This window comes from Alsobacter soli (genome assembly GCF_003004785.1).
Lineage (GTDB): Bacteria > Pseudomonadota > Alphaproteobacteria > Rhizobiales > Beijerinckiaceae > Alsobacter > Alsobacter soli.
In genome coordinates, this window is the sequence record NZ_PVZS01000017.1 from 91,234 (window position 1) to 104,899 (window position 13,666).

The window sequence follows — 13,666 nt, forward strand, 5'->3', positions numbered from 1 at the left end:
GCTCAGGGGGCGTTCAGCACGGCCCGGCAGGCGGCCGGCAGGGCCGACATCTGCAAGGGCGGCTTGGGCTTGCCGCCGGGCCGCGGGTGCAGCACGGCGTCGGTGAACCACCAGTCGAGCTCCTTGCCGCAGCCATCCCCAGGGGGAACCGGATCCTGCGGCTGGCACTCCGTCTCGCCGGCCGGACAGGCGATGCGGATATGCATGTGCCAGTTATGCCCGTACATGGGCCTGACCCGGTTCAGCCACGAGCGGTCGCCATTGGCCTCCCGGCAGAGCGCCTTCTTGATGGCCGCGTTCACGAAGATGCGCTCGACCTGGGGCTGAGAGGCCGCGGCCTTGACCAGGGCGAACTGGGCCTTGCTCCAGTTCTGCGACACATCCAGCTTGTCGTCGCGCACCATGTCGGCGGCCGCCATGTCCTCGCGCTCCTGGGCCGAGAGCGTGCGGTTCGGCATTGGGGTCAGCCAGACGTCGGCGTCCAGGCCGATCTGGTGGGAGGCGTGGCCGGTCTTCATCGGCCCGCCGCGCGGCTGGGCGATGTCGCCGAACAGCAGGCCCGGCCAGCCCGTGGCGCGCTGGGCCGTGTGGGCGAACTTTTCCAGGAAGGCGATCATGGCCGGGTGGCCCCAGGCGCGGTTGCGCGAAGGCCGCATCACCTGCCAGGCGGGGCCGTCCGCGGGCAGGGGGTCGGCGCCGGCGAGGCAGCCCTTGGCGTAGAAGCCGTGCACCCGCGGCGGGAGCTCGGCCGGCTCCTTCACGGCGCCGAACAGCTCCTTGGCGGGCGGCTCGGCATGGGCGGGGGACAGGGCTAGCAGCAGAAGCAGGGCGGAGGCGGTGAGCGGGGACAGGCGCATGGGCAGGCGGCTCCGGCGGCCCGGCGGGCCTTGGTCAGGGCGTCACCCGGTAGATCCGGATGAGGCCGTCCGTTTCGATCGGCTCCAGTCCCGGCGCGGCCTCGCCGCGGTCGAGTCGGGCCAGGAGGCCGTCCGGCGCCACGTTGACATAGCGTTTGAAGTCGCGCGAGCGGGAGCACAGCGCTACATAGGCCGCTCCTCGGGCTCGCAGCTCGGGGATCGCCACGGCCGGCGGCTCCGTCAGCATGCGGTAGCCGTCCACGATGCCGGCGGCCTGCCGGTGATAGGGCGCTCCGAGCACGCTGTGGCGCGTCGCGGCGAGGACGAAGGGTCCGAAGTCGATGGGCCCCACCACGAGACCGGGCGGCAGCGCAGCCAGCCTGGCGTAGGACCCGAGGTTCAGGCAGGCGCTGTCCTGGGCGTCGGACTTCACCACGGCATCGTCTGGAAGCATGGAGGCCGCCGCCAGGGCCCAGGTGGTGTTGTTTGCGAGCAGCAGGCCGGCGATGACGGCGGCCAGCGCGGATCCTCCCCGTCGGTCGGATCGCTCCGCGAACCGTCCGATCGCGGCGGCGATCAGCGGCACGGCGAGCATGTTGGCGTAGAACAGCGACCGGATCTGGAGCGATCCCATCACGACCGCCACGGCGAAGCAGGCCAGTATCGCGACCGCCGCGGGGCTGCGCCGCAGGTCGGGCCAGGTCAACAGAGCGGCGGCCGACAAGGCTCCGAGGGCCGGGCCCATCATCAGCAGAGCGCCGCTGACGGGCTCCTGCCGGAACGTCTTGGGCCAGGAGGCCAGTTCCTGGTTGTGGTCGAGCCACACGGGAAACAGCCGAGGATCGATGCTCGCCATGGGTCCCCGAACGCAGGCGGGATCGGCGGCGACGAAGGCGGCGAGCGCAGCCGCCGCGACCGCGACCAGCCAGCCGGCCCGGGCGCCGCGAGAACGTTCCCGCGCCGCCGCCAGGGCGAGGCCTGCGCCGCCAATCGCGAGCAGCGCGATATAGCCGAGAGACAAGGCGTCGCAGGCGCCGTGGGTCCAAGAGGTCGGCGGCACGGTGGCCGCCGCAAGCATCAGCGTGGTCCCGGCCAGGCTCGCGCCATAGGCCCGCGTCCAGGCCCGGCTGGAGGGATCCGTCAGGAACCTGGCCGCAACGGCGGCGGCCGCGAGCCCCTGGAAGAGCACGGTTTCGATGCCCACGGCCAGCGCGCCTGCCGACAGCGCGCCGGCGAGGGCGCCGCCCCTGACAGTGGGATCGAGCAGGGCGGAAAGGCACCACAGGAGCAGAGTGGCCTGGACGCTGTGGTGGTCGATGCGCCCCGGGACGAACTGCCATGTCATGCTGAGGCCAAGGGCCAGCAGGAACACGGCCGGGGTGGAGGCGAAATTGCCGCCGAGCCGCCGGGCCAGGGCGCGAACCGCGAAAATGGCGGCCAGGAGAACGATCTGCGGCCAGGCGATCATGGCCCAGCGCTCGGCCGTGGCCCCGTCCGTGACGCGTTCGAAGAGGAGCACCAAGAGCGCAATCGGCGCGTCCACCAGCCGCGACCAGTGCATGGGAATGGGAAACGCCGGGTCGAGCCGGTGCTGGACGAGATCGAACCAAGGCTGGCCCGCCAGGAGATCGCGAACCTCGAGCAGCCGGGTGGCGTCATCCGTGTCGTTGAACTGGGTTCCCACGGAGCCCAGGTCGCTCAACCTGCCGGCGACGGCGATGCCCCATGCGGCCAGCGCCGCCCAGCGGCTGTCTCGAACAAGGCCGCGCCAGGGCCGGGACGCGATGGCGGGCAGGGCGGCGTCTGTCATCGGGGCTTCCGGGGCCGGGGCGATCCCCCTTGGATAGCGCCGCCGCCTTAACGTCCCGTTCAGCCCGATTGCACCGCGCGCGGGCCGCGAGACGCCGGCTCCGGCCTGTTTACCGAAAATTCCCGAAGCGCCGACTACAACCACCGGTAGTTGTTGCGCGTGCATTGCGCGCGCCGTGAGCGAGGGCCGCGCCCGGTGCAGGAAACGACAGTCAGCGCGGCGCGCTCCGCCTCGTTCCGCTCCTCGGAGGGCCTCAGGCGCCTCGCGGAACGGATCGCCGGGCCGCGGCTGGCCCGTCTGCTGGCCCATCCGCTCGCGCAGGCTTTCGGCCGCTTCCTCAGCGTAGGCGTCGTCGGCCTGGCGACGGACGCCTCGATCTTCTCGGTTCTCGACCGCGCCCACATGGCCCCTGAATTGTCGCGGGCGCTGTCCCTCCTGGCCGCGACGGGCGTGACCTGGACCTTGAACCGGTGCGTGACCTTCGGGGCGAGCGGCCGCAAGCCGCTGGGAGAAGCCCTGCGGTATGCGCTCGTGGCCGTTCTGGCCCAGGGCTTCAGCTACGGCGTGTTCCTGACGCTCGTCTATTCCGCGCCTGCCCTGCCGCGCCTTGTCGACCTGCTGGTCGGCGCCAGCCTGGCGGCCTTCGCGGGCTTCGCCGGCCACACGTTCTTCGCCTTCGCGCCCGCCCGGGCGCCTGTTCTGCGTTCGAGGTCCGTCCCATGACCCAGCACACCGACGTCCTGATCATCGGGGCCGGCCCGGCCGGGCTAACGGCTTCCTACCTGCTCACGAAGGAAGGCAGGGATGTCACCGTCCTGGAGCGCGACCCGCACCTGGTCGGCGGCATCAGCCGCACGGTGAACTACAAGGGGTTCCTGTTCGACATCGGCGGCCACCGCTTCTTCTCGAAGGCGAAGGAGGTGGTGGACCTGTGGAAGGAGATCCTGCCGGACGACTTCATCGAGCGGCCGCGGATCTCCCGCATCTACTACAAGGGCAAGCTCTACTCCTATCCGCTCAAGGCCTTCGAGGCGCTCTGGAACCTGGGCCTCGTGGAAAGCGCGCTTTGCATGGCGAGCTACGGCTGGGCCAAGCTGCAGCCCGTGGCGAGCCCGAAGACCTTCCGCCAGTGGGTCCGCAACGCCTTCGGGGAGCGCCTGTTCTCGATCTTCTTCAAGACCTACACCGAGAAGGTGTGGGGGATGTCCTGCGACGAAATCTCGGCGGACTGGGCGGCCCAGCGCATCAAGGGCCTGAGCCTGGGCGCCGCGGTGCTGAACGCTCTCGGCCGGAGTTTCAAGGGCAGGCCGCGGCCGAAGGACGGCGAGGTCATCAAGACCCTGATCGAGTCCTTCCAGTATCCCCGCAAGGGTCCGGGAATGATGTGGGAGGCGGCCGCCCGCAAGACGCGCGAGCAGGGCGGGCGCATTCTGATGGACCGCACCCTGTCCGCCATGGAGTGGGATGAGGCGGCGCGGCTCTGGACGGTGACGGCCAGGCGCGGCGACGGATCGGTCGAGACCTTCACGGCCAACCACGTGATCTCGTCGGCGCCCATCACCGAACTCACCGCCGCCATCAAGCCGGCGCCGATCTCCCTGTTCCACGCGCGGGCGCTCCGTTACCGGGACTTCCTCACGGTCGCGCTGGTCACCACCTGCAAGGACCTTTTCCCGGACAACTGGATCTACATCCACGACCCGTCCGTGAAGGTGGGCCGCATCCAGAACTTCCGTTCGTGGTCGCCGGAGATGGTTCCAGACCCGGACCTCGCCTGCCTGGGGCTGGAGTATTTCTGCTTCGAGGGAGACGGGCTGTGGTCCGCTCCGGATGCGGAGTTGATCGCGCTGGCGAAGCAGGAGATCGCGCGGATTGGTCTCGTGCGCGACGACGAGGTGGTGGACGCCTGCGTCGTGCGGCAGGCCAAGGCGTACCCGGTCTATGACGACGCCTACAAGGACCACGTCGCCATGGTGCGCCTGGACCTGGAGCAGCGCTTCCCGACGCTGCACCTGGTCGGCCGCAACGGCATGCACAAGTATAACAACCAGGACCACGCCATGATGACCGCCATGCTGACGGTGCGGAACATCCTGGCGGGCGAGCGGCTGTACGACATCTGGGACGTCAACGAGGACGCGGAGTACCACGAGGCGGGCGAGTCGGGAGCGCGCGAAGCGCTTGGGTCGGAGCGGCTGGTTCCCCGCAAGGTCGCGTAGCGCGCACCGACGCTTCCGGCGCAGACGCGCGGGAGCCTTCCCGCCCGGGCCTGCGAGGGCCAGGCTCAGGCCACCAGCGAAGCCCGCAGGCTCTCCGCCTGGTCCCGCAGGATGGGGAGCGCCACGCCCTTCAGGTGGTCGGGAGAGACCCGCCCCGCCTGGGCGCTGACGTTCATGGCGGCGACCACCTGCCCCGCCGAGTTGCGGACGGGCACCGCGATGGAGCGCAGGCCGACCTCCAATTCCTGGTCCACAAGGCAGTAGCCCGCCTGGCGCACGCCAGCCAGGATCTCCAGCAGAGCTGATACATCCGTGACGGTGTGGGGCGTGAAAGGCTTCCGCTCGCTGTCCGCCAGGATCGCCCGGGCACGTTCGGGGGTCTCGGCGGCTAGCAGGATGCGCCCCATCGAGGTGCAGAACGCCGGGAGCCGGCTTCCAACGGCGAGCCCTACCGACATGATGCGCCGGGTTGCAGCCCGGGCCACGTAGACGATTTCCGGTCCGTCGAGGGTGCAGGCGGAGCAACTCTCGTGCGTGCGCTCGCTGACCGCCTCCAGGGCGGGTTGCAGCACGCGGGTCATGGGCGTGGACGCCAGATAGGCGTAGCCAAGGGACAGGATCCTGGGCGTGAGCCGGAACTGCTTGCCGTCCGTCGCCACGTAACCGAGCGCCTGCAGCGTCAGGAGGGACCGGCGCACGGTGGCGCGGGGCAGGGCGGTCATCTTGGCGACATCCGCGAGCGTCAGGCTCTCGCGGCCGACATCGAAGGCTCGGATAACGGCAAGCCCGCGGGCCAGCGCGCCCACGTATGAGGGGTCGTCCTCGTCGATCGGCGCGGGTCCCGCGTCCATGCCTTGCTCCCTTGCGCCACGCAGCCCTGCCGCGCCTTGACGGCCGGATTGGGGGGGACCTAGAGTGTTCGCAATACGAATTTATGTTCGTCATGCGAACAGGTCAAGTCGGCAGGAGACACTCCGGATGGCGCGCTTCATGACGCTGCACGACGCAGTGGCTGCATGCATTCGCGACGGCGACACCGTCGCCATGGAGGGCTTCACCCACCTCATTCCCTACGCCGCCGGGCATGAGGTCATCCGCCAGGGCCGCAAGGGCCTGACGCTCTACCGGATGACGCCTGACCTCATCTATGACCAGCTCATCGGGATGGGATGCGCCGACAAACTGGTTTTTTCCTGGGGCGGCAACCCGGGCGTGGGCTCCCTGCATCGTCTCCGCGACGCCGTGGAGAACGGCTGGCCCCACAGGCTGCAGATCGAGGAGCACTCCCACGCCGCCATGGCCAACGCCTACGAGGCGGGCGCGGCGAACCTGCCCTTCGCGATGTTCCGGGGCTATCTCGGCGTCGACCTGCCCAAGGTGAATCCGAACATCAAGCGCGTGACGTGTCCCTTCACGGGCGAAGAGCTCGCGGCCGTGCCGGCCATCCGCCCGGATGTCGGCGTGATCCACGCGCTGCGGGCCGACCGGGACGGCAACGTCCTCCTGGAAGGCATCACGGGGGTCCAGAAGGAGACGGTGCTGGCCTCGAAGCGGTCGATCGTGACGGTCGAGGAGGTGGTGGACGATTTCGGGCCTCTGAACCGCAACGCGGTGGTGCTCCCGTCCTGGACCGTGACTGCAATCGCAGTCGTTCCCGGCGGCGCCCACCCCTCCTACGCGCAGGGCTACTACAAGCGCGACAACGCCTTCTACATCGCCTGGGATGAGATCGCTCGCGACCGCGGGAGCTTCCTGGCCTGGATGAAGGAGAACGTTCTCGAGAAGGGGCCGGAGGCCTTCGCGGCCCACGGCCGGCCGTCCGCCTGAGGAGCGCCTCCATGACCGACTTCACCCCGACCGAGATGATGACCATCGCGGCCGCCCGTGCGCTGAAGAATGACGACGTCTGCTTCGTCGGCATCGGCGCTCCCTCCGCGGCCTGCAACCTCGCCCGGCTCACGCATGCGCCGCAGATCACGCTCATCTACGAGAGCGGGACCCTGCAGACCCGGCCCAACGTGCTGCCGCTGTCCATCGGGGATGGCGAGCTCTGCGACACGGCCCTTACGACGGTCTCGGTGCCCGAGATGTTCCGCTACTGGCTGCAGGGCGGGCGTATCACGATAGGGTTCCTCGGCGGTGCGCAGATCGACCGTTTCGCCAACCTGAACACCACGGTGGTGGGCTCCTACGACGCCCCGAAGGTCCGCCTCCCGGGCGGCGGCGGCGCCCCGGAGATCGCCACCAACTGCGGCGAGATCTTCATCACGATGGCGCAGTCGCCCCGGTCCTTCGTGGCTGGCCTGCCGTTCGTCACCTCCATGGGACACGGCCGCACCGGGCGCGAGCGAAGGGACATGGGAATCAAGACCAAGGGTCCAACCCGGCTGATCACCGACCTGTGCGTCTTCGAGCCCGATCCGGAAACCAAGGAAATGAGCGTCGTCTCGATCCATCCCGGCGTGACCCGGGAGAAAATCCAGGAGAACACCGGCTGGCCGGTGCGCTATGCTGCCGAGGTGGTCGCGACCCCCGCGCCGACCGCCCAGGAACTGGAGGTCCTGCGCGACATCCAGGCCCGCACCAAGAAGGCGCATGGAGGATCCCAATGAGCCGCGACGTCTTCATCTGCGACGCCGTCCGTACGCCCATCGGCCGCTACGCCGGAGGGCTCTCGAAGGTGCGGGCCGACGACCTCGCCGCCCTGCCGATCAAGGCCCTGATGGCGCGCAACAGGGACGCCGACTGGGGACATCTGGACGAAGTCTTCCTGGGCTGCGCCAACCAGGCCGGCGAGGACAACCGCAACGTCGCCCGCATGGCGGCGCTCCTGGCCGGCCTTCCGCAGGAGGTCCCCGGCACGACCCTCAACCGCCTGTGCGCCTCCGGGCTTGACGCGGTGGGCACGGCGGCGCGCGCCGTGCGGGCCGGCGAGATCGAGCTCGCGATCGCGGGCGGGGTCGAGAGCATGACTCGCGCGCCCTTCGTGATGGGCAAGTCCGAGCAGGCCTTCGGGCGCACGGCCGAGATCTACGACACCACCATCGGGTGGCGGTTCGTCAACAAGGCCATGAAGGCGAAATACGGCGTCGACTCCATGCCCGAGACGGGCGAGAACGTGGCCCAGGAGCACAAGATCTCACGCGAGGACCAGGACGCCTTCGCGTTGCGCTCGCAGCAGCGAGCGGGCCGCTCCACCGCCTTCTTCGCCGAGGAGATCGTCCCGGTCGAAGTCCCCGGCTCCAAGGGCGGCCCGGTCATCGTCGAGGCCGACGAGCATCCGCGGCCCGATGCCACCGCCGAGGCGCTCGCCAAGCTGAAGCCCATCGTCCGGCCCGACGGCACGGTGACCGCGGGCAACGCCTCGGGCGTGAATGACGGCGCCTGCGCCATGCTGATCGCCTCCACGGATGCGGTGCGCCGGCATGGGCTCCATGCCCGGGCGCGGATCCTCGGCATGGCGTCCGCCGGCGTGGCGCCGCGGGTGATGGGCGTGGGCCCGGTCCCGGCCGTGAACAAGCTGTGCGAGCGGCTGGGATTGCGCGTCTCCGACTTCGACGCGATCGAGCTCAACGAGGCCTTCGCCAGCCAGTCTCTGGCCGTTCTGCGCGGCCTCGGCCTGCCGGACGACGCCGACCACGTGAACCCGAACGGCGGCGCCATCGCGTTGGGCCACCCGCTCGGCATGTCCGGGGCGCGGCTGGCGCTGACGCTGACCCACCACCTGGACAAGACGGGCGGGCGCCTGGGGCTCGCCACGCTGTGCGTGGGCGTGGGCCAAGGGGTGGCGCTGGCCATCGAGCGCATCTGAGCAGGACGGCGAGAACTTTCGCCGGACGCCAGGGCCGGGCTACAACGATGCGGCTCGCGCGCAGGCGCCCGGCGAAAGGTGAGCGACGATGACGTTTTCGGCCCTGGATTCCGCCCTGGTCGGCCCGCTCTTCGCGACGAAGCGCATGCGGGCGATCTTCTCGGACGAGGCCCGGCTCGCCGCCATGCTCAAGGCCGAGGCCGCCCTGGCCCGCGCCGAAGCGCGCCACGGCCTCGCGCCGGACGGGCTTGCGGCGGCGATCGAGGCGATCGACCCGGTGAGCCTCGACATCGCCGCCCTGGGTCGCGACACGGCGCTGGCGGGCGTGCCCGTCATCCCCTTCGTGAAGGCTATCCAGAAGCGCCTGCCGAAGGATCTGGAGAGCGCCTTCCACAAGGGCTCGACCACGCAGGACATCGCCGACACGACCCTCGTGCTGCAGATGCGGGAGGGGTTCGAAGCGCTGCGGCAGGATCTCGCCCCGACGCTGGAGGCGCTCGCGGAGCTTGCGGAGAGACATCGCGACACCCTTTGCGTCGGGCGCACCTACGGCCAGCACGCGGCGCCCCTGAGCTTCGGCTTCAAGGCCGCCGTGTGGATGGCCGGGATCGCCGATGTGGCGCAACGGCTGCCGGAGGTTCGCGCGCGCAGCCTGCTGGCTTCCCTCGGCGGGCCCGTCGGCACGCTGGCCGGCTTGCGCGAGCATGGTCCCGCCGTGCAGGACGCCTTTGCGGCCGAACTCGGGCTGGGAGCGCCGCCGCTGTCGTGGCACACCCGGCGGGCGAGCGTCGCCGAGGCGGGCTGCTGGCTGGCCACTCTCATCGGAGCCCTCGGCAAGATGGCCGCCGACGTGGCGCACCTGGCCTCGACCGAGGTCGGCGAGGTCTCCGAGCCCTATACGCCCGGGCGGGGCGGATCCTCGGCCATGCCGCACAAGCGCAACCCCGTGTCGGCGACGGTGATCCTGGCCGCGGCCGAGGCGGCGCCGGGCCTCGCCTCCACCTTGCTGGCCAGCATGACGGCCGCGCACGAGCGCCCGGCGGGCGCGTGGCACGCCGAATGGCACGCGCTGCCCCAGTTGTTCGGCCTCGCCTCCGGCGCACTCGCCGAAACGCGTCGCCTGGCCGAAGGCCTGGAGGTCGACCCAGGCCGGATGCGCGCCAATCTCGAGATCACCCGGGGGCTTCTCTACGCGGATGCCGTCGCCTCTGCTTTGGCCCCGGCCCTCGGGCGGGCCGAGGCCCACCACTTCGTCGAAGACGCCGCCACCCAGGTGCGCCAGAGCGGCCAATCCCTCCGGGAGGTGGTCGAAGCGCATCCCGGCTTGCCGGCCGGCTTCGATCCGGCCAGGCTCCCCGCGGCCCTTGATGCCGGGCCTGCCGTGGCGGCCGCCTCACGCTACGTCGACCGTGCGGTCGCGGCGGTTCGACCAGTGGTCCAGGCGCTCGGAGAATGAGGAGATCGCGGGCGCCGGGATGGTTCAGGCTCAGAAGCCCTTCACGACAACCAGCCAGAGCGCGGAGGTGACCACGCTGGCGGCCGTCGACAGGGCGATGGCGCCGGACGAGATCGCGACACCGGTCCGGTAGCGCTCGGCGAACAGGTAGGCGTTCACGCCGCACGGCATGGCGGCGAACATGACGGCCACACCGGTCCAGGTGTAGGGGACCGTGAACACGTGTCGGGCCAGCACCAGCACCGCGAAGGGGTGCAGCACCAGCTTCAGGGCGGTGATCACCAGGGCCAGGATCGGCTGGTCGCCCCAGCCGTAGCGCCGCAGGGCGATCCCCATGGCGAACAGCGCGCAGGGGCTCGCCGAGGCGCCCAGCATGTCCACGACGGTCTTCACCGCCGCCGGGAGCGGGAAGGGGAGTTCGCGCGCCGCCACGCTCACCACGATGGCCACCAGCAGCGGGTTGGAGACGAGCTGGCGCACGATGCGGCGCAGCGGGACGCCCCGGCCTTCCGCCAGCACCGTGGCGGAGGTCATCATGATGGGCAGGTGGATGGCGATGAGCAGGAAGAGCGGCACCGCGCTGTCCGGGCCGAAGGCCTCCAGGATCAGGGGGATGCCGACCAGCACCGTGTTGGCCTGGCCGGAGGTGAAGCCCGCCACCACGCCCTCGACATGCGAGACGGCGAAGAACGTACGGGCGATCCAGGTCCCGATCGTCCAGACGACGATCACCCCGCCGAAATAGGAGAACCAATATCCCCAGGGCTGGGCCTCTGGCAGCTGGGCTGCGGTGAGCGTCTTGAAGATCAGGGCCGGGATCGCGACGGCGAACACATAGTCGGAGAGACCCTCGCCGGTGCGATCGCCCAGATAGCCGATGGAGCGGGCGCCGTACCCCAGCCCCATCAGGCCGAAGACGGGCAGGACGACGGTGAGGACGTGCAGCATGGCGGGCTCGCGCCGCCCGCGGACGGCAGTGGGGGAGACCCGCGTAAGGGGGTCAGCGCTGGGCGCGTTCGGCCAGGCGGGTCGCGCTCGGCGCCTTGCGCATGAGCTCGTTTATCCGGTCACGCTCACGTTGGAAAGACGCGAGCTGCCCAGCGTCCAACTCACGGTTGCGCGGCAGCTTGATGGTGAGCGGATCGACGAGGTTCTCGTTGATCATCACCTCGTAGTGGAGGTGCGGGCCCGTCGAGAGACCCGTGCTCCCCAGATAGCCGATCACCTGGCCCTGGCGGACGCGCACGCCCTCCTTGATGCCCTTTCCGAAGCCAGACATGTGGTTGTAGGTGGTCACGAAGCCATAGGAGTGCTCGATCTCGACGCGACGGCCATAGCCGGACTCCCATCCGGCCAGCCGGACCTTGCCATCGCCCGCCGCCAGGATCGGCGTGCCCACCTTGTTGGCCCAGTCGACGCCGTTGTGCATGCGCGAATAGCGCAGGATGGGGTGGTAGCGCATGCCGAAGGTGGAGCGCAGCACGCCTTCAGAGATGGGCTTGCGGAGCAGGAACTTGCGGTTCGACTTGCCCTGCTCGTCGAAGAAGTCGACCACGTTCTCGTCTCCGAGCTGGAAACGATAGTAGCGCTTCTGCTGGCCGCCCACGTTGAGGGCTGCGTAGAGCACCTCTGGCTTGCCGTCGTTCTCCTCGTCCTCGGAGTAGAACACCTCGAAACTGTCGCCGCCCGAGACGCGCCGCTGCAGGTCGTAGTCATAGAAGGTGATCTTCACCAGCTGGTCGACGACGGCCTTGGGAATGTCGTGCTTGAAGGCCGTCTCGTAGAGGCTGTCGTAGAGCCTGATGCCGCCCGGCTTGTCGTCCGTTTCCTCCTCGTCCTCGGCGACCACGGGCGTGTCGGCCTGCGGGGGCGCCACCGAGACGAAAGTGTTTCGATCGTCCAGGGCGCCGATGGCGGTGATCGTCTCGCCATCATAGACCATGACGCGCAGAAGCGGCGCGGCTCCCCCCTTGAGGGCCGGGCCGAAGAGCAGCTTGAGGCGCTGCCCCTCCTTGACCGGGGCGTCCTTGAGGCGGGCGGCCAGGGCGGTGGTCAGCGACCTGATCTCCGCCGGCGTGGCGCCGTTCGCCCTGAGCGTCTGCTCGAACGTCTCGCCACGCTTCACGGTGACCATGCGCTCGTCCTGGGCGGGCGCGGCCTCGCGCGCAGCCGCGGGCGTCTTCGCCTTCGTGGTCACGTTCTCCGGCACGAAGGTGACCTGCATGGTCGAAAACGAGATGCCCGGAGCGGGCGCCGCCGCCGGGTCCGGCTGCAGCTTGGGCGCCGTCATCGCCATGCTCAGCATGCGCTGGCCGGCGATGGCGAGCGGAGCCCGCTGCCCGGCTTCGCGCATGGCGCGCTGCTCCTCCGCCACCTGGGCGGCCGCCTGCTCGGCGCTCAGAACGGCGCCGGGCTCGTCCGGGGCGTCGTAGCCCATCAGGGGCCTGCGCTGGACGGACACCTCCGCGTCCCCGTCCGTGATCTCCAGCTCCGGGGTCGCCTTGTCGGCGGCGATGTCAGCGCCGCCGTAGAGCTTCATCGGGTTGAAGGGGGGGACGTCGTCGGAAAAACCCAGGGAGCCGAGGGCCAGGTTGGTGGCCACCCGCACGAAGGGCTTCACCTTGATGACCTCGCGGTCGCCCACCTTGATGGTGGTCGGCGTCTTGAAAGCCTGCTTGGCCGAGACCACGTCGGCGGCCACGAAGAGCTTGTCGCCGCGGCGGGGTGAGCGATCGCCGGAAGCCGCGCTGCGCTGGGCCGGCGTCACGGCCAGCTCGCCGCGCTCCGCGAAGGTCAGTTCGCCATCCAGCGACACATAGATGGCCGAGCCGATCAGGGTGGCCCCGAAAAGGCCCGTCAGGATCGTGCCGGCGAGCCAGCGTACGCTCACGCTGCGGCGGTCATGCTGGCCCTGCTCGCCCTCGCGCGACAGCGCAGGCTCATGGCCGAGGTCGACCTGGGGCGCGCCGGGCGAAAAGGCGCGACGCGGACCGGCCAGGCCTGGACCCTGCATCATGGGGATGGCGGACATGGGCGCTCGGAAGCTTTCGTAGGGCTCAGGTTCGGGCGAACGACGCATCGCCGGCGCAAGGCTCCGGCGCACAATCGCCGATCCGGGGCAGGAGCGTCAATCGCCCGCCCCGGCCGGCGCGCGCCTGTTAGGGACTGCGACCGTGGCGCGAATGGGGCGGCGCCGGCCGTCGTCCCCAGGCGTCCGCGCTTGGACCTTCTTGGAGGCCGAGAAGCCAGGCGGCGCAAGGCGTCCGGCGCGCCAGCCGGCTCGGGCGTCATCCACCTGTCGCATTTTTTTGCAAGACGCCGTTGACAGCGGCAGAGGGGCGGATCTATAAGCCCCTCACACACGGCGACGCCGCCGGCAACGACGGCGCGCCGGCTTCGCTTCTCTGCAGATCGGGCCTGAGCCGCCTGACTTCGGTCGGGTCAGAGATGGTTGCCGACATCGCCGTCAAGCATCATCTGATGCCGCTCTTTGACAATTTGGATGGAAGAAAG

Annotated in this window: 12 protein-coding genes; 7 read left to right on the forward strand and 5 right to left on the reverse strand. The window is 70.0% G+C overall.

From position 1 onward, the window contains the following. Window positions 1-2 precede the first annotated feature (2 nt). Window positions 3-863 carry a penicillin-insensitive murein endopeptidase gene (gene mepA, locus SLNSH_RS15925; protein WP_425353006.1) on the reverse strand — a complete coding sequence of 287 codons (861 nt, stop codon included), beginning with the start codon at window positions 861-863 and terminating at the stop codon, window positions 3-5. 28 nt (window positions 864-891) lie between these two features. Continuing rightward, window positions 892-2,667 carry a hypothetical protein gene (locus SLNSH_RS15930; RefSeq protein ID WP_106337997.1) on the reverse strand — a complete coding sequence of 592 codons (1,776 nt, stop codon included), beginning with the start codon at window positions 2,665-2,667 and terminating at the stop codon, window positions 892-894. 195 nt (window positions 2,668-2,862) lie between these two features. Here SLNSH_RS15930 and SLNSH_RS15935 point away from each other — a divergent pair, with 195 nt between their 5' ends. Then, window positions 2,863-3,390 carry a GtrA family protein gene (locus SLNSH_RS15935; RefSeq protein WP_158266776.1) on the forward strand — a complete coding sequence of 176 codons (528 nt, stop codon included), beginning with the start codon at window positions 2,863-2,865 and terminating at the stop codon, window positions 3,388-3,390. Next, window positions 3,387-4,886 carry an NAD(P)/FAD-dependent oxidoreductase gene (locus SLNSH_RS15940; protein WP_106337999.1) on the forward strand — a complete coding sequence of 500 codons (1,500 nt, stop codon included), beginning with the start codon at window positions 3,387-3,389 and terminating at the stop codon, window positions 4,884-4,886. The genes SLNSH_RS15935 and SLNSH_RS15940 overlap by 4 nt, the downstream gene beginning before the upstream one ends. Before the next feature lie 65 nt (window positions 4,887-4,951). Here SLNSH_RS15940 and SLNSH_RS15945 read toward each other — a convergent pair whose 3' ends face one another. Continuing rightward, window positions 4,952-5,737: an IclR family transcriptional regulator domain-containing protein gene (locus SLNSH_RS15945; RefSeq protein WP_106338000.1), complete on the reverse strand. Its 786-nt coding sequence runs from the start codon at window positions 5,735-5,737 to the stop codon at window positions 4,952-4,954. A 127-nt stretch (window positions 5,738-5,864) separates the two neighbouring features. Between SLNSH_RS15945 and SLNSH_RS15950 the strand changes: the two genes are divergently transcribed. The 4 genes from SLNSH_RS15950 to pcaB all read left to right on the forward strand — a co-directional run bounded on the left by SLNSH_RS15950 (window position 5,865) and on the right by pcaB (window position 10,153). Then, entirely contained in the window at window positions 5,865-6,713 is an 849-nt protein-coding gene (locus SLNSH_RS15950) for a CoA transferase subunit A (RefSeq protein WP_106338001.1), read from the forward strand. 11 nt (window positions 6,714-6,724) lie between these two features. Next, window positions 6,725-7,498: a CoA-transferase subunit beta gene (locus tag SLNSH_RS15955; protein WP_106338002.1), complete on the forward strand. Its 774-nt coding sequence runs from the start codon at window positions 6,725-6,727 to the stop codon at window positions 7,496-7,498. Continuing rightward, window positions 7,495-8,697, forward strand: a complete 1,203-nt coding sequence (gene pcaF / locus SLNSH_RS15960; protein WP_106338003.1) for a 3-oxoadipyl-CoA thiolase — start codon at window positions 7,495-7,497, stop codon at window positions 8,695-8,697. Before SLNSH_RS15955 ends, pcaF begins: the two co-directional genes overlap by 4 nt. A gap of 88 nt (window positions 8,698-8,785) precedes the next feature. Continuing rightward, window positions 8,786-10,153, forward strand: a complete 1,368-nt coding sequence (gene pcaB / locus SLNSH_RS15965; RefSeq protein WP_106338004.1) for a 3-carboxy-cis,cis-muconate cycloisomerase — start codon at window positions 8,786-8,788, stop codon at window positions 10,151-10,153. Between the two features lie 30 nt (window positions 10,154-10,183). Here the strand turns inward: pcaB and SLNSH_RS15970 are convergent, their stop codons facing one another. Both SLNSH_RS15970 and SLNSH_RS15975 read right to left on the reverse strand, forming a co-directional pair. Beyond that, window positions 10,184-11,101 (reverse strand): AEC family transporter, encoded by a 918-nt coding sequence (locus SLNSH_RS15970; RefSeq protein WP_106338005.1) that lies wholly within the window; start codon window positions 11,099-11,101, stop codon window positions 10,184-10,186. A 52-nt stretch (window positions 11,102-11,153) separates the two neighbouring features. Beyond that, window positions 11,154-13,184 carry a M23 family metallopeptidase gene (locus SLNSH_RS15975; RefSeq protein WP_106338006.1) on the reverse strand — a complete coding sequence of 677 codons (2,031 nt, stop codon included), beginning with the start codon at window positions 13,182-13,184 and terminating at the stop codon, window positions 11,154-11,156. A 290-nt stretch (window positions 13,185-13,474) separates the two neighbouring features. Here SLNSH_RS15975 and SLNSH_RS25230 point away from each other — a divergent pair. Further along, a partial coding sequence (locus tag SLNSH_RS25230; RefSeq protein ID WP_210202522.1) for a hypothetical protein occupies window positions 13,475-13,666 on the forward strand: 192 nt, incomplete at its 3' end.

Coding starts and splice junctions, on each gene's coding strand:
- SLNSH_RS15940 (WP_106337999.1), top strand. CDS start 3,387: ATGACCCAGCACACCGACGTCCTGATCATCGGGGCCGGCCCGGCCGGG.
- SLNSH_RS15955 (WP_106338002.1), top strand. CDS start 6,725: ATGACCGACTTCACCCCGACCGAGATGATGACCATCGCGGCCGCCCGT.
- SLNSH_RS15930 (WP_106337997.1), bottom strand. CDS start 2,667: ATGACAGACGCCGCCCTGCCCGCCATCGCGTCCCGGCCCTGGCGCGGC.
- SLNSH_RS15975 (WP_106338006.1), bottom strand. CDS start 13,184: ATGTCCGCCATCCCCATGATGCAGGGTCCAGGCCTGGCCGGTCCGCGT.
- SLNSH_RS15970 (WP_106338005.1), bottom strand. CDS start 11,101: ATGCTGCACGTCCTCACCGTCGTCCTGCCCGTCTTCGGCCTGATGGGG.
- SLNSH_RS15950 (WP_106338001.1), top strand. CDS start 5,865: ATGGCGCGCTTCATGACGCTGCACGACGCAGTGGCTGCATGCATTCGC.
- pcaF (WP_106338003.1), top strand. CDS start 7,495: ATGAGCCGCGACGTCTTCATCTGCGACGCCGTCCGTACGCCCATCGGC.
- SLNSH_RS15945 (WP_106338000.1), bottom strand. CDS start 5,737: ATGGACGCGGGACCCGCGCCGATCGACGAGGACGACCCCTCATACGTG.
- pcaB (WP_106338004.1), top strand. CDS start 8,786: ATGACGTTTTCGGCCCTGGATTCCGCCCTGGTCGGCCCGCTCTTCGCG.